Raw genomic sequence first — 24,442 nt, forward strand, 5'->3', positions numbered from 1 at the left:
GACCTCAGCGATAGGTGACGGCGCGGGCGGCGTCGATGACGTCCTGCACCGAGGGCAGCGCAAGCTTTTCGAGGTTGGCGGCATAGGGCATCGGCACGTCCTTGCCGGTGACGCGCAGCACAGGGGCGTCGAGATAATCGAACGCCTTCTCCATCAGCTGGGCGACGATTTCCGCGCCGACGCCGGACTGGTGCCAGCCCTCTTCCACCGTCACGCAGCGGCCGGTCTTCTTCACCGAGGCGAGGATGGTGTCGACGTCCATCGGGCGGATCGTGCGCAGGTCGATCACCTCCGCCTCGATGCCGAGCTTGGAGAGCTCTTCCGCCGCCTTGAGCGCGTAGTTCATGCCGATGGACCAGGCCACCAGCGTCACATCCTTGCCCGGCCGGGCGATCTTCGCCTTGCCGATCGGCACGGTGTAGTCGTCGAGCTTGGGCACCGGCGAGGCGTGACCGTACAGGATCTCGTTCTCAAGGAAGATGATCGGGTTGGGGTCGCGGATCGCCGACTTCAGCAGGCCCTTGGCATCGGCCGCCGTATAGGGCGCGACGACCTTGAGACCGGGAACATGGCTGTACCAGGCGGTGTAGTCCTGGCTGTGCTGGGCGGCGACGCGGGCGGCGGCGCCGTTGGGGCCGCGGAACACGATGGAGCAGTGCACCTGCCCGCCCGACATATAGAGCGTCTTGGCGGCCGAGTTGATGATCTGGTCGATCGCCTGCATGGCGAAGTTGAACGTCATGAACTCGACGATCGGCTTCAGCCCGGCAAAGGCCGCGCCGACGCCGACGCCGGCGAAGCCGTGCTCGGTGATCGGCGTATCGATGACGCGCCGCGCGCCGAATTCCTGCAGCAGCCCCTGGGTGATCTTGTAGGCGCCCTGATACTCGGCGACCTCTTCGCCCATGACGAAGACGTCACCGTCGCGGCGCATTTCCTCGGCCATGGCATCGCGCAGCGCTTCGCGCATGGTCTGGTTGACGAACTCGGTGCCGGCCGGCACGTCCGGCTCGGGCAGCGCTTCGGGCTGCGGGGGCGTGGCGACGGCCGAATGGATGATGGCGGGAGCGGCCGGCGCCGCGCTGGCGACGGGCGAGGGCTGGAGCGGCGGCGCCTCGGCCGGAGCAGCCTCGGCCGCCTTGGGCACGGGCGCGCTCGCCGCGCTGGCATCCTCGCCATCGGCCAGGATCACCGCGATGGGCGTATTGACGGCGACATCCTGCGTGCCCTCGGGCACCAGGATCTTGCCGAGCGTGCCCTCGTCGATCGCCTCGACCTCCATCGTGGCCTTGTCGGTCTCGATCTCGGCGATCACGTCGCCGGACTTGACCGTGTCGCCCTCTTTCTTGAGCCACTTGGCGAGATTGCCTTTCTCCATGGTCGGAGAAAGGGCAGGCATAAGAACTTCGGTCGGCATGGCGGCGTTCCCCAGAAAGAACGTGCGGCGAGATCGCGCGTCACTGCGTGTGTGCCGGCGGCACGAACGTCAGGTTGCTGTAGACAGCCATCGAGGAGATGGCGACGAGGAGGGCGAGAAAGAAGGCGACCAGCATCTTGTTGAGGCTGGCGGATATATCGGCGGGAACGCCGGCCGCCTGCCGCGCCCCGAAGGGCCAGAAGGCAACCAGCAGCCTCGCGGCGACGCCAGCCTTGCGGCGGACGGCCAGGCCATAGGCGAGGCGCACCGCCAATGCCCAGATGACCACCGCCGCCGAACCACCGGCGACGAGCCCAACCCAGAACATGCCGGCGAGCATCGACGCGCCCCGCCGCTCAGCGATGGATGTCGGTATAGAGCTCGGACGGATCCGGCTCCGGGTCGTGGCTGGCGAAATCGGCCGCCGCGTTCATCACGTCGCGGATCTCGGCGTCGATCGCCTTCAGCTCTTCCTCGCTCGCCCAGCTCTTCTCAAGCAGCCGCGCCCGCACCTGCTCGATCGGATCGTGCTCGGTACGCATCTTCTGCACCTCCTCCTTCGACCGGTACTTGGCCGGGTCGGACATGGAGTGGCCGCGATAGCGATAGGTGAGCATTTCGAGGATGTAGGGGCCCTTGCCGGAGCGGGCGAATTCCACCGCGCGCTGCCCGGCGGCCTTCACCGCCCGAACATCCATGCCGTCGACCTGTTCGCCGGGAATGTTGAAGGAGGTGCCGCGCTTGGAAAAATCGGTCTGGGCGGAAGCGCGGCTCACCGCGGTGCCCATCGCGTATTTGTTGTTCTCGATGATGTAGACGACCGGCAGCTTCCAGAGCTCCGCCATGTTGAAGCTCTCATAGACCTGCCCCTGGTTGGCGGCACCGTCGCCGAAATAGGTCAGGCAGACATTGCCGTTCTGGCGGTAGGCGTCGGCGAAGGCGAGGCCGGTGCCGAGCGAGACCTGCGCGCCGACAATGCCGTGGCCGCCGTAGAAGCCCTTGTCGGTGCTGAACATGTGCATCGAGCCGCCCTTCCCCTTGGAATAGCCGCCGCGCCGGCCGGTCAACTCGGCCATCACACCCTTGGGATCCATGCCGGTGGCCAGCATGTGGCCATGGTCGCGATAGCCGGTGATGACCTGATCACCCTGCTTGAGCGCGGCCTGCATGCCGACGACGACGGCTTCCTGGCCGATATAGAGGTGGCAGAAACCACCGATCAGGCCCATGCCGTAGAGTTGGCCGGCCTTTTCCTCGAAGCGGCGAATCTCCAGCATCTGGCGATAGGCTTCGAGTTCTTCCGCCTTGGAGAATTCGAGCGTCGAGGGGGTGCCCCCCGAAGACTTGTCGGCGCGCCGCGCCGCGCTACGGGCGGTTTTGGGGGCAGCGGTTCCGACGGTATTGCTGACGGCCGACTTCTTCGCGGCAGTTACCATGGCGCATCCTCAGCTCGCGAGTGACCTGCGAGCTTCATAACGCACCTTTCCACGCGGCGCTACGCCTGGAATGCAATGCTGCAACGCACAACATATTGTACGCGCATAGGTTTCTTGTAATTAACTGATTTCAGGTTAATTCGGCTATTTAACTTATTTCAAGTTAAGCATTTGCAATCGCAGAATTTCCTGTTCGAACGCTTCTGGCATCCAATATGCCGGATGCCGGGCAACGGCACCCATCACGGCGCCCTTTCCGCGTCCGGGCCGCGCAGCAGCACGAGATCCCTGGGGTGAACGAGGTTCAGCAGCAGCCGCGCCTCTTCGTCCAGCATGTCGGCATCGATGCGTTCGGAGGAGAGCAGGCGCACCTTCGCCTCGATCGCCTCGCGCTGGGCGCGAATCTTGTCGCGCTCCTCGATGAGTTCGGCGCGCTGCTGTTCGAAGCCGCGACGGGCGAGCAGCCCGTACTGGCCGTTATAGCCCTGGAAGGCAAAGTAACCGATGAGCGCAGCCGCCCCGAGATGCAGGGTGACGGTCTGCAGGATGGATCGCCAGCGTGTACGTATGATCATGAAAACGGAGCCTAACCGTCTCCGGTTGAGGCTCCGTTAACCGTGATGGCCGGAAGCGCGCTTCCGGAAGTTTTTGGCTCGGTCAGGCGAGCGCCTTCAGCGCCGCGCGGCCGGCATAGATGGCCTGCGGGCCCAGTTCCTGCTCGATGCGCAGCAGCTGGTTATACTTGGCGGTGCGGTCGGAGCGCGCCAGCGAACCGGTCTTGATCTGCCCGCAATTGGTCGCCACCGCGAGATCGGCGATGGTCGAATCCTCGGTCTCGCCCGAGCGGTGCGACATGACGGCGGTGTAGCCGGCCTTGTGCGCCATCTCGACCGCGTTGAGCGTCTCGGTGAGCGAGCCGATCTGGTTGACCTTCACCAGGATGGAATTGGCCACGCCCTGCTTGATGCCGGCTTCGAGCCGCGTGACATTGGTGACGAACAGGTCGTCGCCGACCAGCTGGCACTTGGAGCCGATGGTCTCGGTGAGCAGCTTCCAGCCCGCCCAATCGTCTTCCGCCATGCCGTCCTCGACGGTGACGATGGGATAGCGCGCGACGAGATCGGCGAGATACTTCACCTGCGTCTCGATATCGCGAACGGTTCCCTCGCCTTCATAGTCATAGGCGCCGTTCTTGAAGAACTCGGTGGCGGCGCAGTCGAGGCCGATGAACACATCCTCGCCCGGCCGGTAGCCGGCGGCCTCGATGGCCTTCACCACGAAGGCGAGCGCGGCATCCGCCGAGGGCAGGTTGGGGGCGAAGCCGCCCTCGTCGCCGACATTGGTGTTGTGCCCGGCGTCCTTGAGCGCCTTTTTCAGCGTGTGGAAGATCTCCGCGCCGGTGCGCAGGCCTTCCGCGAAGGTGGGCGCGCCGGCCGGCAGAATCATGAATTCCTGGAAGTCGATCGGGTTGTCGGCATGGGCGCCGCCATTGATGATGTTCATCATCGGCACCGGCAGCACGCGCGCGTTCACGCCGCCGACATAGCGGTAGAGCGGCACGTCGCGGGCAGCGGCCGCCGCCTTGGCAAGCGCCAGCGAGACGCCGAGAATCGCGTTCGCTCCGAGCCGTGCCTTGTTCGGCGTGCCGTCCAGCTCGATGAGGATCTGGTCGATCGCCGCCTGGTCCTCGGCATCCATGCCGCCGACGGCGTCGAAGATCTCGCCATTGACGGCGTCGACCGCCTTGAGAACGCCCTTGCCGAGATAGCGGCCCTTGTCGCCGTCGCGCAGTTCGACAGCCTCATGCGCGCCGGTCGAGGCGCCCGAGGGAACGGCCGCGCGGCCCTTGGAACCGTCTTCCAGAACGACATCGACCTCGACGGTCGGATTGCCGCGGCTGTCCAGAATTTCACGCCCGATGATATCGACAATGGCGGTCATGCGTTTCCCCACTTCCTCAGCTGCCTCGACCGGAGGCCAAGCGCGCTTCTACTCGACCGCCATGACATGCGAAAGAGGTGCCACAGAGACACCCGCATGCCGCGCCGGCCGTCCGCCGGCCCAAGCGCCCCAGTGCCCAGTGCCCAGTGCCCAGGAGAGGATGCATGACCGATACCCCGCTGCAGCTCGGCCGCGCCACGCAATGGCCGGCCTCCCCCGAGGAAGCGGTGCTCGACCGCGTGCCGAACCCGCAGGCCGACACGCTCTATGTCGCCCGCTTCACCTGCCCGGAATTCACCTCGCTCTGCCCCGTGACCGGCCAGCCGGACTTCGCGCATCTGGTGATCGACTACGTGCCGAAGGACTGGCTGGTCGAATCGAAATCGCTGAAGCTCTATCTCGCCAGCTTCCGCAACCACGGCGCCTTCCATGAGGACTGCACGGTCGCGGTGGGGCGCCGTATTCACGACCTGCTGGCGCCGCACTGGCTGCGCATCGGCGGCTACTGGTATCCGCGCGGCGGCATGCCGATCGACGTGTTCTGGCAGAGCGGCGCGCCGCCGGCCGATATCTGGCTGCCCGACCAGGGCGTGCCGACCTATCGCGGGCGGGGGTGAATTCGACAGATGCCGTGTCCCGGGCCAGCGGCGTCGCAGGCGAAGCGCGGAGCCGGGCCCGGCGCAGGAATCCGCCGAAGGCGCTTCAAAGATAACTATGGAGGCGGCGCCAAATCTCCCCTGGATCCCGGACCGGCCGCTCGACGCGCGGCGGGTCCGGGAAACGAAGGCAGTTCCCCGCCCCTACTCCACCGTGACCGATTTGGCGAGGTTGCGGGGCTGGTCGACATCCGTGCCCATGTGCACCGCCGTGTGATAGGCGAGCAGCTGCACCGGGATGGCATAGACCAGCGGCGCGATCAGCGGATCGACATCGGGCAGGATCAGCGTCGCTTCGGTCTCCAGCGCCGCCCGCCGGGCGCCCGCCGCGTCGGTCAGCAGGATGATGCGCCCGCCGCGCGCGGCGACCTCCTGCATGTTCGAGACCGTCTTGTCGAACACGGAATCATGCGGGGCGATGACCACAACCGGCATCTTCTCGTCGATCAGCGCGATCGGCCCGTGCTTCAGTTCGCCCGCGGCATAGCCCTCGGCGTGGATATAGGAGATTTCCTTCAGCTTCAGCGCGCCTTCGAGCGCCAGCGGATAGGCGGTGCCGCGGCCGAGATAGAGCACGTCGCGCGTCTGGGTGAAGCTGCGCGCCAGATGCTCGATCGTCGGGCCGAGCTTGAGCGCCTCGTTCATGAGACGCGGCAGCTCGATCAACGCCCGCACCAGCCGCTTTTCCTCCGCGGCGGACAGCACCCCGCGCGCCCGGCCGGCCGCGACCGCCAGCGCCGCGAGGGTCGCCAGCTGGCAGGTGAAGGCCTTGGTCGAGGCGACGCCGATCTCTGGCCCGGCGAGCGTGGGCAGCGCGACATGCGCCTCGCGCGCGATGGTCGAGGTGGGCACGTTCACCACGGCGAGCACGCTCTGCCCATTGTCCCGGGCATAGCGTAGCGAGGCCAGCGTGTCGGCGGTTTCGCCCGACTGGGAGATGACCAGCATCAGTCCGTTGGGATCGAGCGGAGCCTCGCGGTAGCGGAACTCGGAGGCGACATCGATCTCGACCGGCAGCCGCGCCAGCGCCTCGAACCAGTAGCGCGCCACCAGGCCGGCATAATAGGCTGTGCCGCAGGCGGCGATGCACATGCGGTTCAGCTTGGCGAAGTCGAACGGCAGATCCTCGGGCAGCCGCACCGTCTCGTTCGCCATGTCGATGTAATGGCCGAGCGTGTGGGCGACCACTTCGGGCTGCTCGTGCATTTCCTTGGCCATGAAATGGCGGAAATTGCCCTTCTCCACCATGAAGGCGGCGGCCGTGGTCTTCTGCGGCGCACGCACGACTACCTCGTTCGCGGCGTCGCGGATCACCGCGCCGTCGCGCGTGAGCACGGCCCATTCGCCGTCGTCGAGATAGGCGATCGTGTCGGTGAACGGCGCCAGCGCGATGGCGTCCGAGCCGAGGAACATCTCGCCCCTTCCATAGCCCACCGCCAGCGGGCTGCCCTTGCGCGCGCCGATCAGCAGGTTGTCGTCGCCGTCGAACAGGAAGACGAGGGCGAAGGCGCCCTGCAGCCGGGGCAACGAATTGGCGACCGCTTCCATCGGGCTGCGGCCGTGGTTCATCTCGCGGCTGACAAGATGGGCCACAACCTCGGTATCGGTCTCGCTCTCGAAATTGGCGCCGTCGGCCAGCAATTCCTCGCGCAGGTCGCGGAAATTCTCGATGATGCCGTTATGCACCACCGCGACCCGCGTCGTGGCGTGCGGGTGAGCATTGGCGACGCTGGGCCGGCCATGGGTCGCCCAGCGCGTGTGGCCGATGCCGATATGGCTGGCGAGCGGGGCATCCGCCAGCACCGTCTCCAGGTTGCGCAGCTTGCCCTCGGCGCGCCGGCGCGTGAGGTGCCCGCGCTCCAATGTGGCAATGCCGGCGGAGTCATAGCCGCGATACTCAAGGCGCCGCAGCGCATCCACGAGACGGTCGGCGACCGGTGCCGTTCCGACGATGCCGATAATTCCACACATGAGGCGGCCATTCTCCGTGATATCGCGCTGCGAAGCGGCGACGAGCGGGGCCGATTTAGCGGGCGCTCACCGCAATACCGAAATCAAATCAGGTATCGCTTCGTTTCGTCGCATGTCTATTTCTTGGCATGTCTATTTCTTGGGCGTGAGCCCGGCCGCCAGACGTTCGCGCAGCCGCACCGCCCAGCCCGGCTTGTTGACCTGCCGGGCACGGGCAATGGCGAGCGCATCCGCCGGCACGTCTTCGGTGATGATCGACCCCGTGCCGATATAGGCACCGTCGCCCACGCTGACCGGAGCGACCAGCAGACTGTTGGTGCCGATGAAGGCATTGGCGCCGATCACCGTGCGGTGCTTGCGGAAGCCGTCATAATTGCAGGTGATGGTGCCCGCGCCGATATTGGTATTGGCGCCGACGCTGGAGTCCCCGACATAGGACAGGTGGTTGACCTTCACGCCCGGTGAAAGCTCCGCCGCCTTGATCTCCACGAAATTGCCGACATGCACCCCCTCCCCGAGATTCGCCCCGGGCCGCAGCCGGGCGAAGGGGCCGACAATGGCGCCCGCCCCCACATGGGCGCCCTCGACATGGCTGAAGGCGCGGATGGTGGCGCCCGCCTCCACGCTGACGCCCGCGCCGAACACAACATTCGGCTCGACCACCACGTCCCGGCCCAGCCGCGTGTCGGCGCTGAAGAACACCGTGTCCGGCGCCACCAGCGTGGCTCCGCCCTCCAGCGCGCGCCGGCGCAGGCGCGCCTGCAGGATCGCTTCCGCCTCGCTGAGCTGGACGCGGCTGTTGACGCCCGCCACCTCTTCCACCGGCGCCTCGACGATACCCGCGACACGCCCCTGCGCACGGGCGATCTCGACCGCGTCGGTGAGGTAGAATTCGCGCCTGGAATTGGCATCGCCGATGGCGTCGATGAGGCCGAGCACCGCGCGCCCGTCAAACGCCATCAGCCCGGCATTGCACAGGCCGATGGCACGCTCTTCAAGGCTCGCCTCCTTTTCCTCGCGAATGGCGAGGAGTTCGCCCTCCCGCGTCACCAGCCGACCATAGCCGGCAGGGTTTTCGGGCCGGAAGCCGAGCACCGCCACCGCCGCGCCCGAGGCCAGCGGCGCGCGCAAGGCCAGCACCGTCTCGCCCCGCACCAGCGGCGTGTCGCCATACATGATGACGACATCGTCATGGCCCTCCGCCAGCGCCTCGCGCGCAGCCAGAACGGCATGGGCGGTGCCCCGGCGCTCGGACTGCACGAAAATGGCGGCGCCAGGTGCGCTGCGGCGCACCTCCTCCGCCACGGCCTGATGATCGGGGCCGACGACCACGGCGAGGCGCGACGCGCCGGCGGCCAGCGCGGCGTCCAGCACATGGCTCACCATCGCCCGGCCGGCGACCTTGTGGAGTACCTTTGGCTGGGCAGACAGCATCCGCGTGCCCTCTCCGGCCGCGAGAACGATGACGAGCAGGCTGCGCATGCGCATGAAACTCCTGAGGGCGGGGAACTCCTGAGGGCGGGAGGCTCCCGAGGGCAGGTGTGGCTGTCTAGCGCACCCCGGCGCCGGCCGGAAGCAGCGCCCCCGGCGCGCGGGCGCATCGGGTGAATTGATCGCCGGCCCGCGTCGTGCCATCCAGAGGCGGGTCGAGGAGACCGGAGGAGATCACGCCTTGGCTTACCGCAACTTCCTGCCCGGCCCGCGCGCCACGCATCTGGTCATCGCGCTTGGCGCCTTCGCGCTCGGCTGGGCCATCTACATGCGCTACGCGCTGGTCGAGCAGTCGGCCGTCGGCCTTGCCTGCCGGGGCGTTGAGACGTCCACCTGCGAGACGCGCGCGCTGGTCATCACGCTCTATGGCTATTCGGCCTTCGGCATCGCGGCGATCGTCACCTCGCTCATCCAGCTGGTTCGCCCCTCGGTGCCGATGTTCATCGTGGCGCTGATGGCCACGGCGATCGGAGTGGTGATGTACAATAACAACCTCGCCTCGCTCGCCGCCGGCCTGCTGCTCATCTCGTTCGCCCGGCCGTGGCGAGCCGCGCAAGCGTGAGCGACAGCACCACCAGGAGCGCGCCCGTCCACAGTCCCTGCCAGTTGGCGAAGGTCTCGTTGAGGGCGATGTAGAGCCCGCTGCCGAGGAAGATCGCGGCGGCGAGTGCCTCGGCCTGCCGGCCCTGCACCCCCTCGCGTGCCGGCGCCACCATCGCATAGAAGGCGAAGGCGGCGATGATCGGCGTCAGGCCGGCGAACTGGAAGTCCTTGTAGCGCGGGTCGAAGACCAGCCCGAAGGCGATCTGCACCGCCAGCACCACAGAGGCGGCGAGCAGGAAGGCCACCCCGCGCTCCAGCACGGTCCAGCCGGTCAGCAGGGCGGGGTTGAGCGCGGCCGCCAGCGTCACCAGCCGCGCCCGCGCGCCGATCGCCACCGCGCAGGCGAGCGGCACGGCGAGTGCCAGCACCAGCATGGCGATGCCGCGTATCCAGCCGCCGGCGCCCAGGCTTTCCACCGACACGGTGGCGATGAGCCGGCCATACATCAGGCCGGCGAAGAAGGCGGTGCCCGACACGGCGAGCCAGTGGCGCGTCTCCAGAGCCGCGGCACCGGCGCGGCGACGGCCAAGGGCAGCCGCGCCGAAGATGCCGCCGGCGACGGCGAGGCCCACCAGCGCCTGCCACATCCAGCCGGGATGATCGGAAACCGGCTGCCCCCAGGCAAACTTGAAGTCGCGCGAATAGGCGTCGAGAAAGCCCCAATGGCCGCCGACCGTGCCTTCCGAGGCGCGCTTCCACGGCTGGTCGAACGCCTCGATCACGTTGAGGCGATAGTTTTTTTCCTTGGCGAGCGCGAGCAGTTGCTGGATGACGTTGGCCTGGTTCGAGGGCGAGGGCAGCGCCCCCTCGCGCATGCGCCCCTCGCTCGGCCAGCCGGTTTCGCCGATCAGGATATCCTTGCCGGCAAAGACCTTGCCCACATGCTGCCGAATCTCGTCGAGATGGGCGACGGATTTCTCCGCCGCCACCGGCAGGTCCTCCCAGAATGGCAGGATATGCACGGTGACGAAATCCACCGAGTTTGCCAGATCGCGGTTGCGCTCCCAGAACTCCCACACATCGGCATAGGTGACCTGAACCGAGGCCGGCACCTTCGCGCGCACGTCCTTGATGAGCGCGGCGAGGTCCACGGCGGACTGCTCGCCGCGCAGCAGCACCTCGTTGCCGACGATCACCGCCTTGATGACGTCGGGATTCTCCTGCGCCGCCTTCACGGCGGCGTCGATCTCGATGCGGTTATTGGCGGGGTCGCGACCGATCCATATGCCCTGCAGCACGGTCAGTCCGTGCTTGCGCGCCAGTTCGGGCACCACGTGCAGGCCCATCTCGGTGGAATAGGTGCGCACGCACTGGGTGATCTTGGACAGGCGCTCGAAATCGTCGTCGATCTGCCACGCGGGAATGACGAGCCCCGCATTGAAGGGCGACTGGCCCGGCCGGAACGGGGCGTAGGAGACGCAGGGCAGCTTCTCGCCCGCCGCCAGCGGCGAAACGGGCGCGGGCACGGGATGACCCAGCCACGCCCAGACGGCGACGATCGCCACACCGACAATGGCGGCGAGCGCGAAGGGAAGTCGCATGCGCAGGTACTCCGGAAGGAACGGGCCGAAGGAGAAGGAGCCGGCCGCTGGCGGTCCGCGGCGGCACACAGGCCTGCTTTCTAGCCTTGGCCGGGCGGTCGGGGAAGCGCCTGTGTGCGAAAGGGACACACCGAAGGGCGCGCATGCAGGGGGATGGCGTGCGCGGCTGTCGTCATGCTGACAAAATCCAACGCTTCACCTAGTGTCCTTCCGCTCTCTTCCTCTTTCGCGTGTGACGTTTCCCATCATGTTATCCTTCATACGTCCTTTTGCCGCCCTGATGATCGGCGGCGTTGTCCTTGCGGCAGCCACCGCCGGTGGCGCCGTCGCCCAGAACAGCGCCCCGGAACAGAAGCCGGCTGAACAGAAATCGCCCGATGAACAGGCCAAGGAAGAGGCGCAGCGCCGCTCCGTGGAGGAGTACGCCGAGGCGGCCAAGCTCGCCGGCAATGCCGGCCTGCCGGAATGCGTGTGGAGCGGGCGGCGCATCGTGATGCTGCTGTGGCGCGACGATATCGACACCGCCCGTCGCCACATGGACCTCTACGAACGCTTCGGCTGCCCGACCGAACACCTCAAGATCGCGTTCCGCTGCCTGGTCCGGCAGGGCAATATCGATACGAAGTCGCAGGAGCGCCTGTCCGAGCGCGTCCAGAGCTGCTGGGTGAACCCGGATGCGCCGCCCCCGGCGCCCGCGACTGCCGCTCCCGCAGCGCAATGAAATCATGTCACAGCCGCGGCTGTGACATGGCGCCGCCACAGAGCGGAACCAAATTCCGGATGCATGCGTTTGCTGAGCGCGTGGGGGTTTCGGGCGGGCCGGGTTGATTCTGCCGCACTGCCCTCATGAATCTGCTGCAAATGCGTTAAACTTGAATTATATATCTCCCGTTCCTCATTCATCTGGTGGGTTAGTCTCATGCGTCCCGCTGTTCGTGTCGCTGCCGCCGCCCTGGCGGTCGTCACGTCCGTGCATGCTTTTGCGTGGTTTGCGATGCGGGAGCAGGTGAGCGCTCCCGCTGTGCCGGACCGCTTTGCCAGCATGTCCTTTGCGCCCTATGGCCGCGATGCCAATCCCGACAAGGGTCAGGGCACGACGGAGGCGCAGATCCGCGCCGACATCGACGCGGTGGCGCCCTACACCAAGGCGGTGCGCACCTATGCCTCCACCGGCGGGCTGGACATGGTGCCGCGCCTCGCCGCCGAGGACGGGCTGAAGGCCACCGTCGGCGCGTGGATCGACAAGGACGAGAAGCGCAACGAGGCGGAGATCGCCAACGCGCTCGACGCCGCGCGCAAGAACTCGAACGTCACGGGCATCGTGGTCGGCAACGAGTCGATCCTGCGCGCCGAAAAGACGCCCGAGGAACTGATCGCCATCATCCGCAAGGTGAAGAGCCAGACCAACGTCCCGGTAACGACCGGCGAGACGTGGGACGTCTGGATGGATCACCCGGAGCTGGTATCGGCGGTCGACTATATCGCCGCTCACATCCTGCCCTATTGGGAAGGCGTGCCCGCCAACCAGGTGGTCGATCGCTCGATCAACATCTATGAGCGCCTGCGCGCCGCCTATCCCGGCAAGCGCATCGTCATCGCCGAGTTCGGCTGGCCGAGCGGCGGCTATAACCGCGACGGCGCGGTGCCCGGCGAACTTGAGCAGGCCCAGATCATCCGCGATTTCGCCTCCCGCGCCGATGCGCTCGGCATCGAATACAATCTGATCGAGGCGTTCGACGCCCCGTGGAAGAGCTTCGAAGGCAGCGTCGGCCAGTATTGGGGCGTTCTCGACGCCAATCGCGCGCCCAAGTTCCCGCTCTCCGGCCCGCTCGTCGCCTCCAACTATACCGAGACGGCCGCCATCGCGCTGCTGCTGGGCATAGCCTTCTCCATCCCCGTCTTCCGCATCGGCCGGCTCACCTTCACGCAGGCGGCCGTCATGTCGGGCGCCGCGGCGCTGGTCGGCGCCTGGATCGCCACCGTCACCGACTACTGGCTGACCCACTACGTCGTCGGCGGCAACAAGGTGACATTCGTCGCCAGCATCGTGCTGCTGGTGCCGCTGGTCGTGATCATGCTGTACCGGGTCGAGGAACTCGCCACCATCGCCTTCGGCAAGACGCCGCAGCGGCTGCTGCGCAACGCCGCGCTCGCGATGCCGACCCGCACGCCCAAGGTCTCGATCCATATCCCGGCCTACAAGGAGCCGCCGGAGATGCTGAAGCAGACGCTGGACAGCGTCGCGCGGCTCAACTGGCCGAACTTCGAGTGCCTGGTCATCATCAACAACACGCCGGATCCCGCCTTCTGGGAGCCGATCGAGGCGCATTGCCGCGAGCTTGGCGATCGCTTCAAGTTCCTCAACCTGCCGAAGGTGGAAGGCTTCAAGGCCGGCGCGCTGCGCATCGCCATGCAGAAGACCGCCCCGGATGCCGAGATCATCGGCGTCATCGATGCCGATTATGTCGTGGATCCGAACTGGCTGCGCGACCTCGTGCCGACTTTCGAGGACCCCACCGTCGGCATCGTGCAGGCACCGCAGGAGCACCGCGACGGCGATCGCAGCCTGATGCACGAGGCGATGAACGCCGAATATGCCGGCTTCTTCGATATCGGCATGGTCCAGCGCAACGAGCATGACGCCATCGTCGTGCACGGCACCATGTGCCTCATCCGCCGCGCCGCCATGGTCGAGGCCGGCGACTGGTCGAGCGACACGATCTGCGAGGACACCGATCTCGGCCTCTCCATCGTCGAGCGCGGCTGGAAGAGCCAGTACACCAACACCCGCTACGGCTGGGGCCTGCTGCCGGACGATTTCGCCTCGTTCAAGAAGCAGCGTCATCGCTGGGCCTATGGCGGGATGCAGATCGTCAAGAAGCACTGGCGCAACATGCTGCCCAACGGGGGCACCCGCCTCACCTCGGCGCAGCGCCGCGAGTTCAGCATCGGCTGGGTCTCATGGCTCGGCTCGGAGAGCATCGGTGCGCTCGCGGCCGTCCTGTCGCTCGCCTGGGTGCCGTTTGTGCTCGGCCTCGGCATCGCGGTGCCGGCGCGCATCCTCACCGTGCCGATCGTGTTCTGCTTCGGCATCTATGTGCTGCATTTCTGCGCGCTCTACCGGCTGCGTGTCGCCACCACGCCGCTGCGCATGCTGGGTGCGGCCATCGCCGCCATGGCGGTGCAGTTCACCGTGGCCAAGGCGGTCTATGACGGCTTCCGCTACAAGGACCTCGCCTTCGCCCGCACCGCCAAGGGCAGTTGGCTGGCCAATGCTGCCCGCGCTTTCCCGGCGCTGCCGGAAGCGGTGATCGGTGGCGGGCTGCTGCTCTCGGCCATCGCGCTGCGCATGACCAACTGGCATGCCGTGGTGGAGATCAACCTGTTCGCCCTCGCGCTGGCGGTGCAGTCTCTTCCCTTCCTGGCCGCTGCCTTCATCGGCTGGCTGGAAGGTTCGCCGCTGAACCTGTTCGCCACCTGGCGCGCGCTGGGTGCCCGCGCCCAGGCCCTGCTGCCCGGTCGCGCGATCCGCGATAGCGAGCCGATGACCGAGAAGATCCGCTCCTGACCGCAACGGATCGGCACATCTGACGAAAAAGGCCCGGGAGCGATCCCGGGCCTTTTTCCGTTTGCCGTCCGGCCACGGCCGACGTCAGGTCACGGCCGGCTCGAATACCAGCGTGGCGCCGAGGCCGGCCTGGGCGCTGATGACGATGATGCCTTCGATTTCCTCCGCCGCCATGCGCGAGGAAGCCACACGCCGGCGGGCCTTGTCGATGTCGGAGACGGCGAATCGGGTGGCGACCAGGCGCAGCCCTTCCTCGGGCGGGGCGGCGACGCCGAAACGCTCGGTGAACAGCGCGTGGCTCATCAGGTCGACATCGCCGCGCGGGGTCTTGGCGATGTGCCAGCCATCCACCGCGCGGCGGAAGGGCGCATCGGTGAAGGCGGCGAGGAAGGGCAGGTGCCGCTCCGGCTCGGCGGCCGCCAGCACCACGCCCGCGACGCCGGTCGTTGTGTTCATGTGCCGCTGCAGGTCGGGCGCCCAGAAATTCTCCGGCCGCAACTGCTTGCAGGTGAAGAAGCCGGTATGCGGCGAGGCCGGATCGCGCGCGAAGGCGAGGGTGAACGCCACCTCGACGTCCGACCCGTCGGGCCGCTTGCCGGTGCGGGCAAAGTCAAACAGCTCGAATCCCCCGAAGCCCTCCGTATCGAAGGCCAGCTTGTCGGCCGCGGGATCGCGCCCCTCCAGCACGAGCATGGAGAGGCCCTGCCCCACATCATCGAGAAAATCGCGATTGAAGGCGCCGAAGGAGAACTTGCCGTCCTCGTGAGGCGGAATCGCCTCGGGGTCGGCGATCTCCAGCAATTCGACAAAGAAGCCGGGCGTCTGGATCAGCCGGTTATGCGTGCCCCAGGGGTGGCGATTGCGCGCCCCCACGGTGAAGCCCAGCATGTCGTAGAGTTCCCCTGCGGCCTCCAGATCACGGACGACATGGACGACATGATCGAGACCTCGAGCCACCGGCACGTTCCTTCATTCAGAACCCGTTCCGATCAGGATGGCAGCACCCGATCAAAAACGGCTCTTGTTTCAAGAGCTTGAGCCTGACCCCTCGGGATCACGCTGTGGGACCGGCGGCGCCCAGGTCGCACCTGCCGGGACTTCGCGAATCCCAGGGATGAGAGCACGGCGCGGATGGGGGAGGCAACGACGTCCGGGCCACACACGTGGGCAAACGTGCCCCGGGCGCGCGTTCCTTGACGCTCGGCTTATGCGGCAGGCGCAAACTCCCGATCGAAAAACAACGCGGCACGGGCCAAATCTGGCGGCGCGGGCCCTTCGGCCCGAGGGAGTTGACAATGATCCGCCTGTTGCGCCGCTGGCTTGTCGGCGCGTTCAAACGCCTCGACAACCGGTTCACCGATGCCGCCACACTGCATGGCCGCTACTGCGTCAGCGACGCCAAGCTGCGCCGCCACGACCTCAGCCAAGCCGCGGCGCCGGCGGCTGGCCATTGACCAGGAGCAGGTCGCTCTCGTCCTTCAGGCTCACGCCGGTCAGCCGCCGCGCCAGCGCCTGCCCCAGCAGCCAGGCGAGCTTGAAGGCAGCCTGGTCGTGCGAGAGCCCCTCGCCGCGCACATTGGAAATGCAATTGCGCTCGGCATCGGTGCGCCCTGCGCGCGGCGCGAAGGTGAGGTAGAGGCCGAGGCTGTCGGGCGAGGAAAGCCCGGGCCGCTCGCCGATCAGCACCACCACGGCCTCGGCCCGGAGCGCCTCGCCCACCTCGTCGCCCAGCGCGACGCGCGCCTGGCTGGCGATCGCCACCGGGGCGACCCGCCATCCCGCCTCCGCGATTCGCCCCTTGAACGCGGCGAGAAACGGCACTGCCTGCGCATGGATCGCGGTCGAGGACAGGCCGTCCGCTACCACGATGGCGAGATCCCGAGGCGGGAATGCGCCCGCTCGCAGCACGGCGCGGCTCGCGTCCGACAGGCGGCGGCCGAGATCGGGACGGCGCAGATAGGCGTCGCGCGCTGGTGCGGCGGAGGCGAGTTCGAGCGTCTCGAAGCCCAGCGCGGCAATCTCCCCCGCCATGCGCGCGGAATCGAACGGCGCGTGCACCGCGTCGCGTGCCTGCGCATGGGCGAGCGCGAAGCGCAGCACCTCGCGGGTCGGCAGCCCGGTTCCCACCCGTCCCAGCGCGATTCGCGCGGGGGTGATGCCGGCCAGCCGGCTCCACGAATCCTCGATGCGATATTCCCCGCCCTCGATCACAGGATCGGCCGGCACGCCCGCCTCCTTTGCCGGCTGTTCTTCGCTTTCCGGTTTGCTCATGCCGCCAGTTCCCGCGCGGCCACGAGCAGCGGATGATTGCCGCGCTGCGTCTTCAGCCGTCCGTCCGGCCCGGTAATGCCCATGGCCTGCAGCCAGGCCTCGAATTCCGGCGCCCGCTTCAGGCCGAGCACCTCGCGCAGGTAAAGCTGATCGTGGAACGAGGTGGACTGGTAGTTCAGCATCACGTCGTCGGAGCCGGGAATGCCCATGATATAGGTGACGCCGGCCGCGCCGAGCAGCGTCATCAGCGTGTCCATGTCGTCCTGGTCGGCCTCGGCATGGTTGGTGTAGCAGACGTCGCAGCCGAGCGGCACGCCCATCAGCTTGCCGCAGAAATGGTCCTCCAGACCGGCGCGGATGATCTGCTTGCCGTCATAGAGATATTCCGGCCCGATGAAGCCGACCACGGTGTTCACCAGCAGCGGCTTGAAGGGGCGGGCCACCGCATAGGCGCGCGCCTCCAGCGTCTGCTGGTCGACACCGTGATGGGCGTTGGCGGAGAGCGCGGAGCCCTGCCCGGTCTCGAAATACATCACATTGTCGCCCAGCGTGCCGCGCTTCAGCGAGAGCGCCGCCTCGCGGCCTTCCCTCAAGACGGCGAGATCGATGCCGAAGGACGCGTTCGCCGCCTGCGTTCCGGCGATCGACTGGAAGACGAGATCCACCGGCACGCCGCGATTGATCACCTCGGTCGAGGTGGTGACATGGGTCAGAACGCAGGCCTGTGTGGGAATGTCGAAGCGCTGGATGATGCCGTCGATCAGCCTCAAGAGTTCGCTCAGCACGGGCAGGCTGTCGGAGGCGGGATTGATGCCGATCACCGCATCGCCGCAGCCATAGAGCAATCCATCGAGAATCGAGGCCGTCACGCCGGCGGGATCGTCGGTCGGGTGGTTGGGCTGCAGCCGCACCGCCATCGTGCCGGGAAGGCCGATTGTGTTGCGGAATTTCGTCACCACGCGGCATTTGCGGGCGACGGCGATAAGGTCCTGATTGCGCATCAGCTTGGACACCGCCGCCGCCATTTCCGGCGTCACGCCCGGCGCGAGGGCGGCAAGCACCTCGCCGGTTGCCACGCCGGAGAGCAGGAAGTCGCGGAAATCGCCGACATTCATGTGGCTGATCGGCCGGAAGGCGCTTGCATCATGCGTGTCGATGATCAGCCGCGTGACCTCGTCGGTCTCGTAGGGCACCAGCGCCTCGCTGAGGAAGGTCGCGAGCGGCACCTCGGCCAGGCACATGCGGGCGGCGACGTTCTCCTCCGCGGACGCGGCGGCGACGCCCGCCAGCATGTCGCCCGAGCGCAGCGGCGTCGCTTTCGCCATCAATTCCCGAAGGTCGGCGAACAGATAGGTCTGCGGCCCGACAACGTGACGATACGGCATGGCGGCTCGCTCCTCCCGGCGCCCGCCCAAATCGGCGCCGTGATGAAAATGTACTCCGCCCTCACCCGCCGGCAAAGGTCCGTTGCGGTGGTGGATGGTATGCCACTGGCTGGACGGAAGGCCGGCGAAGGGCTACACGCCCGCCAAACATCCTCGGCAAGCCATTGGGGAGACGCGGCCATGGCGACCTTCATTCTCATCCACGGGTCCTGGCACTGGGGCGGCTGCTTTCAGAAAGTGGCGAACCTTCTCGGTGCCGCCGGCCATGCGGTGATCGCGCCGGACCTCGCCAGCCACGGCTTCGATCCCACGCCGACCGCCGCCGTCACCGACATCACCGAATATGCCGCCCCGGTGCGCGCCGCGCTGGAAGATATCGAGGGCAAGGCCATCCTGGTCGGCCATTCGGTGGGTGGGGCGACCTGCAGCTGGCTCGGCGAGGAAATGCCCGAGCGGATCGCCGCGCTGGTCTATCTCACCGGATTCATGGCGCCGAATGGCAGGACCGCGCGCGATTTCGTCATGACGCCGGCCTATCTCAAGGACCCCGCCATCGTGGAGACGCAGGGCATGCTGCGGCTCGGCAAGGAGGGGCTGGGCCTCGATCTCGCCAGGCGCGACCTGATCGCCCGCTCGCTCTATTCCGATTGCACCGCGCACGATATCGAGCGGGCGCTGCCGAATCTCGTGCGCGTCACCCCGCATGCGCCGTTCACCGCGGTCTCCGGCATCACGCCGGGGCGTTTCGGGCGGCTGCGCCGGCATTACATCGAATGCCTGAGGGATCGTGGTCTGCCGCTGGCCGTGCAGCGCGACATGCAGGCGGCGGTGCCGGGCGCGCATCTTCACCAGCTGGACACCGGCCACTCGCCCTTCCTCAGCGCGCCCGAGGCGGTGGCCGACATCCTGCTCGACATCGCGGGGTGACGCGGCGGGCAGTTCGGCGGGAGCCCAGCCCTTTCCCTCTCCCCGTTGGGGAGAGGTGGCCCGCGCAGCGGGTCGGTGAGGGGTGACGCGATTGCGGAGCGGATAACTCCCCTCACCCCAACCCTCTCCCCACCGGGGAGAGGGAGCGCACCGCGCTCACGGTGCTCGGCTCACGGCTGGGGCGGTCCGCAAGCCGGGCTGGCGGACCGGCTCAGGTGATGGCCGTCACGGGCTCTTCGCCTTGGCGAGGAACGAGCCGTCGAAGGTCTTGGACAGGTCGATGCTGGCGGGGTCGATGGTCGGATCGGTGGTGGCGATAAGGTTGAGCGCCGCCTTGCGGCTGGCCTCGTCAATATTGCCATTGGTGGAGAAGGACGGGCGCGAGGCGTTGAACGCCTTGATGTAGAGCGCCTTGTCACCCAGCCAGTATTCCTCCGGCACCGTCGCCGCCACCTCGTCGGGCGTCGCCTTTTCCAGCCATTTGAGCGTGCGGTAGAAGGCGTTGGTCAGCGCCTGCACGGTCTTCGGGTTGGCCTCGATGAAGCTCTCCTTGAAATAGAGCACGGCCGCCGGATTCATGCCGCCGAACAGCTTCTCCGTGCCCTCCGTGGTGCGGGTGTCGATCATCACGTTGATCAGCCCGAGGTCGTCGAGCTTGGAGATGACGGGATCGAGATGCGAAATCGCGTCGATCTCGCCCTTCTGCATCGCCGCCACGCCCGAAGCGCCGCCGCCCACGCCGATGAAGGAGGCATCGTCCGGCTTCAGCCCGGCCTTGGCGAAGGCATATTGCACCAGAATATGGGTGGAGGAACCCGGCGCGGTCACGCCGATATTCTTGCCCTTGAGGTCGGCGACCGTCTTGATCTTGTCGGCCTCGGACTTGCGCACCGCCAGCACGATGCCGGGATAGCGGCCGAGATCGATGACGGCGCGGATGTCCTGCTTCTTCTGCTGCATGCGGATCGTGTGCTCGAAGGCGCCGGTCACGCCATCCACCGAGCCGCCGATCAGCGCCTGCAATGACTTGGCGCCGCCGCCGAAATCGTTGATCTCGACGTTCAGCCCCTCGTCCTTGAAATAGCCGAGCCGCTCCGCCAGCGTCAGCGGCAGATAATAGAGTAGCGGCTTGCCGCCGACGCCGAGCGTCAGGTTCGGCTTTTCCACATCGGCCGCCTGCGCCGCGCCGAGCCCAGGGAACGCAATCGCCGGAAACAGCAGGCCCGCGGCCAGCAGCAGGGCCGGGATCTTCATTCTGGTCGTCTTCATGTGGTTTCCTCCCTTTTCTTGTCGGATGGGGTCTCAGTTCTGTTCGCTGGCGGCCTGTGGGCGCCACACGAGAAGGCGCCGCTCGACCCGCGTCACGAACCAGTCGATCACAAGCACGAAGGCGGCGAGAATGAACATGCCGGCGAACACGCCGGTCACGTCGAACACGCCCTCGGCCTGGTGGATGAGATAGCCGAGGCCCGCCGAGGAGCCGAGATATTCGCCCACCACGGCGCCGACCAGCGCGAAGCCCACCGCCGTGTGCAGCGACGAGAACATCCACGACATGGCCGAGGGCCAGTAGACGTTGCGGAACAGCTGGCGCTCGCTCATCCCCATCATCCGCGCATTGGCGAGCACCACCGGGCTCACCTCCTTCACGCCCTGATAGACGTTGAAGAACACGATGAAGAACACCAGCGTCACGCCCAGCGCCACCTTGGACCAGATGCCGAGCCCCAGCCACAGCATGAAGATCGGCGCCAGAACCACGCGCGGCAGGGCGTTGAACATCTTCACATAGGGGTCGAACACCGCCGCCACGACAGGTTTGCGGGCGAACCAGAAGCCGATGACCACGCCACCGGCCGAGCCGATGACGAAGGCCAGCACGGTCTCCGTCAGGGTGATCCACAGGTGCTTCCAGATGGTGCCGGAAACGAAGAGCTGCACCACGCGCGACAGCACGTCCCACGGCTTGGAGAAGAAGAATTCAGGCAGCAGATAGTCGCCGCCGATCGGCACCGTCGCGCCGATCTGCCAGATGGCGAGCGCGATCACCGCGACGAGGACCTGCAGGAAAAGCAGCTTGGCGGGATGCAGCTTCATCAGGGCATCTCCTCCCCATAGGTTTTGACGACTTCCGCCTTCAGCTGGTTCCAGATCTCGCGGTGCAGCTGGTGAAAGCGCGGATCGAGCCGGATATCGGCCGTGTCGCGCGGGCGGGCGAGGTCTATCGGGAAATCGCCGATGATGCGCGCCTCCGGCCCCGCCGACATGATGACGACGCGGTCGGACAGCGCGATCGCCTCTTCGAGGTCATGAGTGACGAACATCACCGCCTTGCGGTCACGCGCCCATAGCCGCAGCAGCAGCGTGCCCATGATCTGCCGGGTCTGCGCGTCGAGCGGGCCGAAGGGCTCGTCCATGAGCAGGATCTTCGGGTCGCGCACCAGCACCTGCGCGAGCGCCACGCGCTTTCTCTGCCCGCCCGAAAGCTCGTGGGGATAACGATCCGTGAAGCGCGCGAGGCCCACGCGCCCCAGCCATTCGCGCCCCTGCGCCAGCGCCTCGGCCCGGCGCGTGCCGCCAATCTCCAGCGCGATCGCCACATTGTCGAGTGCCGTCTTCCACGGCATCAGCGCGTCCTGCTGGAACAGGTAGCCGGCCTTGGCATTGAGCCCGGCCAGCGGCTCGCCGAAGATGGAGACGCGGCCACCCGCCGGCTTCAGCAGGCCCGCCGTGGCATTGAGCAGGGTGGACTTGCCGCAGCCGGTGGGGCCGACAATGGCCACGAACTCGCCATCCCCGACATGAAGCGAGGTCGGCGCCACCGCCTTGAACACCGGCCGCCCCTTGATGGCGAAACTGATGCTGACATCGTCCAGCGCGACGGCGAGCGCGCCGGCGCCTGGCGAGGCCATCGCATCGCCCGGTCGCCGCAGGGCGGTTTCCATGTCGTTTCCTCTCCTCATGTCGTTCACGACGCGGCCCGGAGTCCGGCCGGGGCGGGATGCAGATCCGCGCTGCGGCCGGCCTTCGCGACCTGCCCGGGAATGTCATGGCCGAGCAGATCCGGCAACCCGCGCGCCAGCGAGACGAGTTTTTCGAGATCGACGCCCGTAGTCACGCCCATCTCGTCCAGCATGTGCACGAGGTCCTCGGTCGAGATATTGCCGGTCGCGCCCGGCGCGAAGGGGCAGCCGCCAATGCCCCCCAGCGAGGCGTCGAAGCGTTCCGCCCCCTCCCCCAGCGCCGCCAGCACATTGGCGAGGCCCATGCCGCGCGTGTTGTGGAAATGCAGCGTCAGCGGCACCGCGCCGAAGCGCGCGCGAAAGGCCGCGACGAGACGGGCGACCTGCCGCGGATTGGCCATGCCGGTCGTGTCGGCCAGAGTGATCGAATCGAGGCCGGCATCGAGATAGGCACCCGCCAGAGCCAGCACCTTGTCCGGCGCCTGCGCGCCCTCGAAAGGGCAACCGAAGGCGGTGGCGATGGAGCCGTTCAGCGTCGCGCGCGTGCCCCTCGCGGCGCTCGCGATGGCGCGAAATCCCTCCAGCGACCGCGCCGGGGTCATGCGCATATTGGCGAGGTTGTGCGTCTCGCTCACCGACAGGACGAGGTTGAGCTCGTCCATCCCAGCTTCCAGCGCCGCCTCGGCCCCGTGCAGATTGGGCACCAGCGCCACATAGGTCACGCCCGGCCGCCGCTTGATGGCGCGCGCCACCTCGGCGGCGTCGGCAAGGTTCGGCACGGCTTTCGGCGAGACGAAGGACGTCACCTCGATCTTGGCGACGCCGGTCTCCGACAGCGCGTCGATCAGCGCGATCTTGTCAGCGGTCGGCACGAAGCGCGGCTCGATCTGCAGGCCGTCGCGCGTCACCACTTCCTGGACATAGACGCGCTCAGGGAAAGCCTCGAAGCTCATGCCGCATCTCCCCCTGCCGCATCTCCCCGCGCCACCGCCCCGCTAGCCACCAGCGCGTCGATCTCCTCCGTCCCGTAGCCCAGCCCCGCCAGCACGCTTGCCGTATGTTCGCCGAGCTTCGGCCCGAGCCAGTTCACCGCTCCCGGCGTCTGCGAAAGCTTGGGCACGATGCCCGGCAGCTTCACCTCCGTCCCATCCGGCAGGGTGGAGGGCAGGATCATGTCGCGGGCGCGATATTGCGGATCGGCGACGATGTCGGCGACCGAATAGATGCGCCCGTTCGGCACCTCGGCAGCATCGAGCGCCGCTGTGACCTCGTCCAGCGAATGCCGGCTCGTCCATGCGGTGATGGCACCGTCGATCGCCTCGACATGCGCCACCCGTCCATCATTGGAGGCGAGGCGCGGGTCACGGGCGAGGTCGTCGCGCCCGATCGCTCCCATCAGCCGCTTGAAAATGCCATCGCCATTGCCGGCGACGATGACATAGGTGCCCTCGCGCGTCGGGTAGGAATTGGAGGGCGCGATGCCCGGCAGCGAGCCGCCCGAACGGGCGCGCACGAAGTCGAACACGTCATATTCGGGAACGAGGCTCTCCATCATGTTGAACACGCTCTCATAGAGCGAGACGTCGACCACCTGTCCCGCGCCGCGCCCGGACTTGATGGCGAGGAGTGCCATCAGCGCGCCCATCACCGCGTGCAGCGCCGCCAGCGAATCGCCGATGGAGATGCCGGTGCGCGCCGGCGGCCGATCCGGATCGCCCGTGGTGAAACGCATGCCGCCCATCGCCTCGCCCACCGCGCCAAAGCCGGGGCGCTCGCGATAGGGCCCGTCCTGCCCGAAGCCGGAAATGCGCACCATGACGAGGTTGGGGTTGATCGCCTTCAGCGCCTCCCAGCCCAGCCCCCAGCGCTCCAGCGTGCCGGGGCGGAAATTCTCGATCAGCACATCGGCGTCGCGCACGAGGCGGCGGACAATCTCCTGGCCTTCGGGCAGGCGCAAATTGACGGCGACGGACTTCTTGTTGCGCGACTGGAGATACCACCAGAGCGAAGTGCCCTTGTGCAGCTTGCGCCATTTGCGCAGCGGGTCGCCCTCGCCGGGGGATTCGATCTTGATCACCTCGGCGCCGAACTCGGCCATCAGCCGCGCGGCGAACGGCGCGGCGATCAGGTTGCCGAGCTCGACGACGCGGATTCCGGTCAGCGGGCCATCCGCCCGGCCCGTCGCGGGGGCTTCCATCTGTGACGCTCCTCACCCAGTTTTTTTGGTTCTATCGGTCGAAAGCCGCGAAAGGTCCAATGGTCTTTGGACCAA

The 24,442-nt window shown here is 67.2% G+C and carries 22 protein-coding genes; 6 read left to right on the top strand and 16 right to left on the bottom strand.

Annotation, left to right across the window (positions count from 1 at the left end; all coding sequences use genetic code 11):
* Positions 1–4 precede the first annotated feature (4 nt).
* From QOZ99_RS00425 to eno, 5 genes are all read right to left on the bottom strand, one after another.
* A complete protein-coding gene (locus QOZ99_RS00425; protein ID WP_306887889.1) occupies positions 5–1,417 on the bottom strand; it encodes a pyruvate dehydrogenase complex E1 component subunit beta in 1,413 nt (470 codons plus the stop codon).
* Positions 1,418–1,457: 40 nt separating this feature from the next.
* Positions 1,458–1,745 carry a hypothetical protein gene (locus QOZ99_RS00430; protein WP_306887890.1) on the bottom strand — a complete coding sequence of 96 codons (288 nt, stop codon included), beginning with the start codon at positions 1,743–1,745 and terminating at the stop codon, positions 1,458–1,460.
* 28 nt (positions 1,746–1,773) lie between these two features.
* Positions 1,774–2,853 (bottom strand): pyruvate dehydrogenase (acetyl-transferring) E1 component subunit alpha, encoded by a 1,080-nt coding sequence (pdhA, locus tag QOZ99_RS00435; RefSeq protein ID WP_306887891.1) that lies wholly within the window; start codon positions 2,851–2,853, stop codon positions 1,774–1,776.
* A 242-nt stretch (positions 2,854–3,095) separates the two neighbouring features.
* The gene (locus QOZ99_RS00440) at positions 3,096–3,428 is read right to left on the bottom strand and encodes an FtsB family cell division protein (protein WP_306887892.1); all 333 of its coding nucleotides are present in this window, start codon (positions 3,426–3,428) and stop codon (positions 3,096–3,098) included.
* A gap of 82 nt (positions 3,429–3,510) precedes the next feature.
* A complete protein-coding gene (gene eno, locus QOZ99_RS00445; protein WP_306887893.1) occupies positions 3,511–4,794 on the bottom strand; it encodes a phosphopyruvate hydratase in 1,284 nt (427 codons plus the stop codon).
* 164 nt (positions 4,795–4,958) lie between these two features.
* On the opposite strand from eno, the gene queF reads away from it, so the two are divergent.
* Complete coding sequence (gene queF, locus QOZ99_RS00450; protein ID WP_306887894.1) at positions 4,959–5,411, top strand: preQ(1) synthase; 453 nt, start codon at positions 4,959–4,961, stop codon at positions 5,409–5,411.
* A 183-nt stretch (positions 5,412–5,594) separates the two neighbouring features.
* Here queF and glmS read toward each other — a convergent pair whose 3' ends face one another.
* Positions 5,595–7,421, bottom strand: coding sequence for a glutamine--fructose-6-phosphate transaminase (isomerizing) (gene glmS / locus QOZ99_RS00455; protein WP_306887896.1), 1,827 nt, complete (start codon positions 7,419–7,421; stop codon positions 5,595–5,597).
* A 132-nt stretch (positions 7,422–7,553) separates the two neighbouring features.
* A complete protein-coding gene (gene glmU, locus QOZ99_RS00460; RefSeq protein ID WP_306887898.1) occupies positions 7,554–8,909 on the bottom strand; it encodes a bifunctional UDP-N-acetylglucosamine diphosphorylase/glucosamine-1-phosphate N-acetyltransferase GlmU in 1,356 nt (451 codons plus the stop codon).
* A 184-nt stretch (positions 8,910–9,093) separates the two neighbouring features.
* Between glmU and QOZ99_RS00465 the strand changes: the two genes are divergently transcribed.
* A complete protein-coding gene (locus QOZ99_RS00465; protein WP_306887899.1) occupies positions 9,094–9,474 on the top strand; it encodes a hypothetical protein in 381 nt (126 codons plus the stop codon).
* On the opposite strand, the gene QOZ99_RS00470 is transcribed toward QOZ99_RS00465, so the two are convergent.
* Positions 9,434–11,056 (bottom strand): glycoside hydrolase family 17 protein, encoded by a 1,623-nt coding sequence (locus tag QOZ99_RS00470; RefSeq protein WP_306887900.1) that lies wholly within the window; start codon positions 11,054–11,056, stop codon positions 9,434–9,436. The genes QOZ99_RS00465 and QOZ99_RS00470 overlap by 41 nt on opposite strands.
* Positions 11,057–11,336: 280 nt before the next feature.
* On the opposite strand from QOZ99_RS00470, the gene QOZ99_RS00475 reads away from it, so the two are divergent.
* Positions 11,337–11,777, top strand: coding sequence for a hypothetical protein (locus QOZ99_RS00475; protein WP_246340011.1), 441 nt, complete (start codon positions 11,337–11,339; stop codon positions 11,775–11,777).
* A 321-nt stretch (positions 11,778–12,098) separates the two neighbouring features.
* Positions 12,099–14,624 (top strand): glycosyltransferase, encoded by a 2,526-nt coding sequence (locus QOZ99_RS00480; RefSeq protein ID WP_370876781.1) that lies wholly within the window; start codon positions 12,099–12,101, stop codon positions 14,622–14,624.
* A gap of 84 nt (positions 14,625–14,708) precedes the next feature.
* On the opposite strand, the gene QOZ99_RS00485 is transcribed toward QOZ99_RS00480, so the two are convergent.
* Entirely contained in the window at positions 14,709–15,581 is an 873-nt protein-coding gene (locus QOZ99_RS00485) for a VOC family protein (protein ID WP_306887902.1), read from the bottom strand.
* Positions 15,582–15,919: 338 nt separating this feature from the next.
* Between QOZ99_RS00485 and QOZ99_RS00490 the strand changes: the two genes are divergently transcribed.
* Positions 15,920–16,078 carry a hypothetical protein gene (locus QOZ99_RS00490; protein ID WP_306887903.1) on the top strand — a complete coding sequence of 53 codons (159 nt, stop codon included), beginning with the start codon at positions 15,920–15,922 and terminating at the stop codon, positions 16,076–16,078.
* On the opposite strand, the gene eutC is transcribed toward QOZ99_RS00490, so the two are convergent.
* Complete coding sequence (gene eutC / locus QOZ99_RS00495) at positions 16,044–16,895, bottom strand: ethanolamine ammonia-lyase subunit EutC (RefSeq protein ID WP_306887905.1); 852 nt, start codon at positions 16,893–16,895, stop codon at positions 16,044–16,046. The two genes, QOZ99_RS00490 and eutC, sit on opposite strands and share 35 nt — an antisense overlap.
* Entirely contained in the window at positions 16,892–18,280 is a 1,389-nt protein-coding gene (locus tag QOZ99_RS00500; RefSeq protein WP_306887906.1) for an ethanolamine ammonia-lyase subunit EutB, read from the bottom strand. Before QOZ99_RS00500 ends, eutC begins: the two co-directional genes overlap by 4 nt.
* A gap of 180 nt (positions 18,281–18,460) precedes the next feature.
* Between QOZ99_RS00500 and QOZ99_RS00505 the strand changes: the two genes are divergently transcribed.
* Complete coding sequence (locus tag QOZ99_RS00505; protein ID WP_306887907.1) at positions 18,461–19,207, top strand: alpha/beta fold hydrolase; 747 nt, start codon at positions 18,461–18,463, stop codon at positions 19,205–19,207.
* A 225-nt stretch (positions 19,208–19,432) separates the two neighbouring features.
* Here the strand turns inward: QOZ99_RS00505 and QOZ99_RS00510 are convergent, their stop codons facing one another.
* The 5 genes from QOZ99_RS00510 to QOZ99_RS00530 are packed head-to-tail and all read right to left on the bottom strand — an operon-like array spanning position 19,433 to position 24,367.
* A complete protein-coding gene (locus QOZ99_RS00510; RefSeq protein WP_370876773.1) occupies positions 19,433–20,476 on the bottom strand; it encodes an ABC transporter substrate-binding protein in 1,044 nt (347 codons plus the stop codon).
* A 33-nt stretch (positions 20,477–20,509) separates the two neighbouring features.
* Positions 20,510–21,304: an ABC transporter permease gene (locus tag QOZ99_RS00515; protein ID WP_306887908.1), complete on the bottom strand. Its 795-nt coding sequence runs from the start codon at positions 21,302–21,304 to the stop codon at positions 20,510–20,512.
* Positions 21,304–22,152 carry an ABC transporter ATP-binding protein gene (locus QOZ99_RS00520; protein WP_306887909.1) on the bottom strand — a complete coding sequence of 283 codons (849 nt, stop codon included), beginning with the start codon at positions 22,150–22,152 and terminating at the stop codon, positions 21,304–21,306. The genes QOZ99_RS00515 and QOZ99_RS00520 overlap by 1 nt, the downstream gene beginning before the upstream one ends.
* A 23-nt stretch (positions 22,153–22,175) precedes the next feature.
* On the bottom strand, positions 22,176–23,123 hold the full coding sequence (locus QOZ99_RS00525; RefSeq protein ID WP_306887910.1) for a hydroxymethylglutaryl-CoA lyase: 948 nt from the start codon (positions 23,121–23,123) through the stop codon (positions 22,176–22,178).
* Positions 23,120–24,367: a CaiB/BaiF CoA transferase family protein gene (locus QOZ99_RS00530; protein WP_306887912.1), complete on the bottom strand. Its 1,248-nt coding sequence runs from the start codon at positions 24,365–24,367 to the stop codon at positions 23,120–23,122. Before QOZ99_RS00530 ends, QOZ99_RS00525 begins: the two co-directional genes overlap by 4 nt.
* Positions 24,368–24,442: the final 75 nt, after the last annotated feature.

Source organism: Ancylobacter amanitiformis, from assembly GCF_030814815.1.
Lineage (GTDB): Bacteria > Pseudomonadota > Alphaproteobacteria > Rhizobiales > Xanthobacteraceae > Ancylobacter > Ancylobacter amanitiformis.

What these genes read in the sequence shown, in the direction of transcription:
- QOZ99_RS00425 (WP_306887889.1), bottom strand. Translation starts at nt 1,417, where the DNA reads ATGCCGACCGAAGTTCTTATGCCTGCCCTTTCTCCGACCATGGAGAAA.
- QOZ99_RS00430 (WP_306887890.1), bottom strand. Translation starts at nt 1,745, where the DNA reads ATGTTCTGGGTTGGGCTCGTCGCCGGTGGTTCGGCGGCGGTGGTCATC.
- pdhA (WP_306887891.1), bottom strand. Translation starts at nt 2,853, where the DNA reads ATGGTAACTGCCGCGAAGAAGTCGGCCGTCAGCAATACCGTCGGAACC.
- QOZ99_RS00440 (WP_306887892.1), bottom strand. Translation starts at nt 3,428, where the DNA reads ATGATCATACGTACACGCTGGCGATCCATCCTGCAGACCGTCACCCTG.
- eno (WP_306887893.1), bottom strand. Translation starts at nt 4,794, where the DNA reads ATGACCGCCATTGTCGATATCATCGGGCGTGAAATTCTGGACAGCCGC.
- queF (WP_306887894.1), top strand. Translation starts at nt 4,959, where the DNA reads ATGACCGATACCCCGCTGCAGCTCGGCCGCGCCACGCAATGGCCGGCC.
- glmS (WP_306887896.1), bottom strand. Translation starts at nt 7,421, where the DNA reads ATGTGTGGAATTATCGGCATCGTCGGAACGGCACCGGTCGCCGACCGT.
- glmU (WP_306887898.1), bottom strand. Translation starts at nt 8,909, where the DNA reads ATGCGCATGCGCAGCCTGCTCGTCATCGTTCTCGCGGCCGGAGAGGGC.
- QOZ99_RS00470 (WP_306887900.1), bottom strand. Translation starts at nt 11,056, where the DNA reads ATGCGACTTCCCTTCGCGCTCGCCGCCATTGTCGGTGTGGCGATCGTC.
- QOZ99_RS00475 (WP_246340011.1), top strand. Translation starts at nt 11,337, where the DNA reads ATGATCGGCGGCGTTGTCCTTGCGGCAGCCACCGCCGGTGGCGCCGTC.
- QOZ99_RS00480 (WP_370876781.1), top strand. Translation starts at nt 12,099, where the DNA reads ATGTCCTTTGCGCCCTATGGCCGCGATGCCAATCCCGACAAGGGTCAG.
- QOZ99_RS00490 (WP_306887903.1), top strand. Translation starts at nt 15,920, where the DNA reads ATGATCCGCCTGTTGCGCCGCTGGCTTGTCGGCGCGTTCAAACGCCTC.
- eutC (WP_306887905.1), bottom strand. Translation starts at nt 16,895, where the DNA reads ATGAGCAAACCGGAAAGCGAAGAACAGCCGGCAAAGGAGGCGGGCGTG.
- QOZ99_RS00500 (WP_306887906.1), bottom strand. Translation starts at nt 18,280, where the DNA reads ATGCCGTATCGTCACGTTGTCGGGCCGCAGACCTATCTGTTCGCCGAC.
- QOZ99_RS00505 (WP_306887907.1), top strand. Translation starts at nt 18,461, where the DNA reads ATGGCGACCTTCATTCTCATCCACGGGTCCTGGCACTGGGGCGGCTGC.
- QOZ99_RS00510 (WP_370876773.1), bottom strand. Translation starts at nt 20,476, where the DNA reads ATGAAGACGACCAGAATGAAGATCCCGGCCCTGCTGCTGGCCGCGGGC.
- QOZ99_RS00515 (WP_306887908.1), bottom strand. Translation starts at nt 21,304, where the DNA reads ATGAAGCTGCATCCCGCCAAGCTGCTTTTCCTGCAGGTCCTCGTCGCG.
- QOZ99_RS00520 (WP_306887909.1), bottom strand. Translation starts at nt 22,152, where the DNA reads ATGGAAACCGCCCTGCGGCGACCGGGCGATGCGATGGCCTCGCCAGGC.
- QOZ99_RS00525 (WP_306887910.1), bottom strand. Translation starts at nt 23,123, where the DNA reads ATGAGCTTCGAGGCTTTCCCTGAGCGCGTCTATGTCCAGGAAGTGGTG.
- QOZ99_RS00530 (WP_306887912.1), bottom strand. Translation starts at nt 24,367, where the DNA reads ATGGAAGCCCCCGCGACGGGCCGGGCGGATGGCCCGCTGACCGGAATC.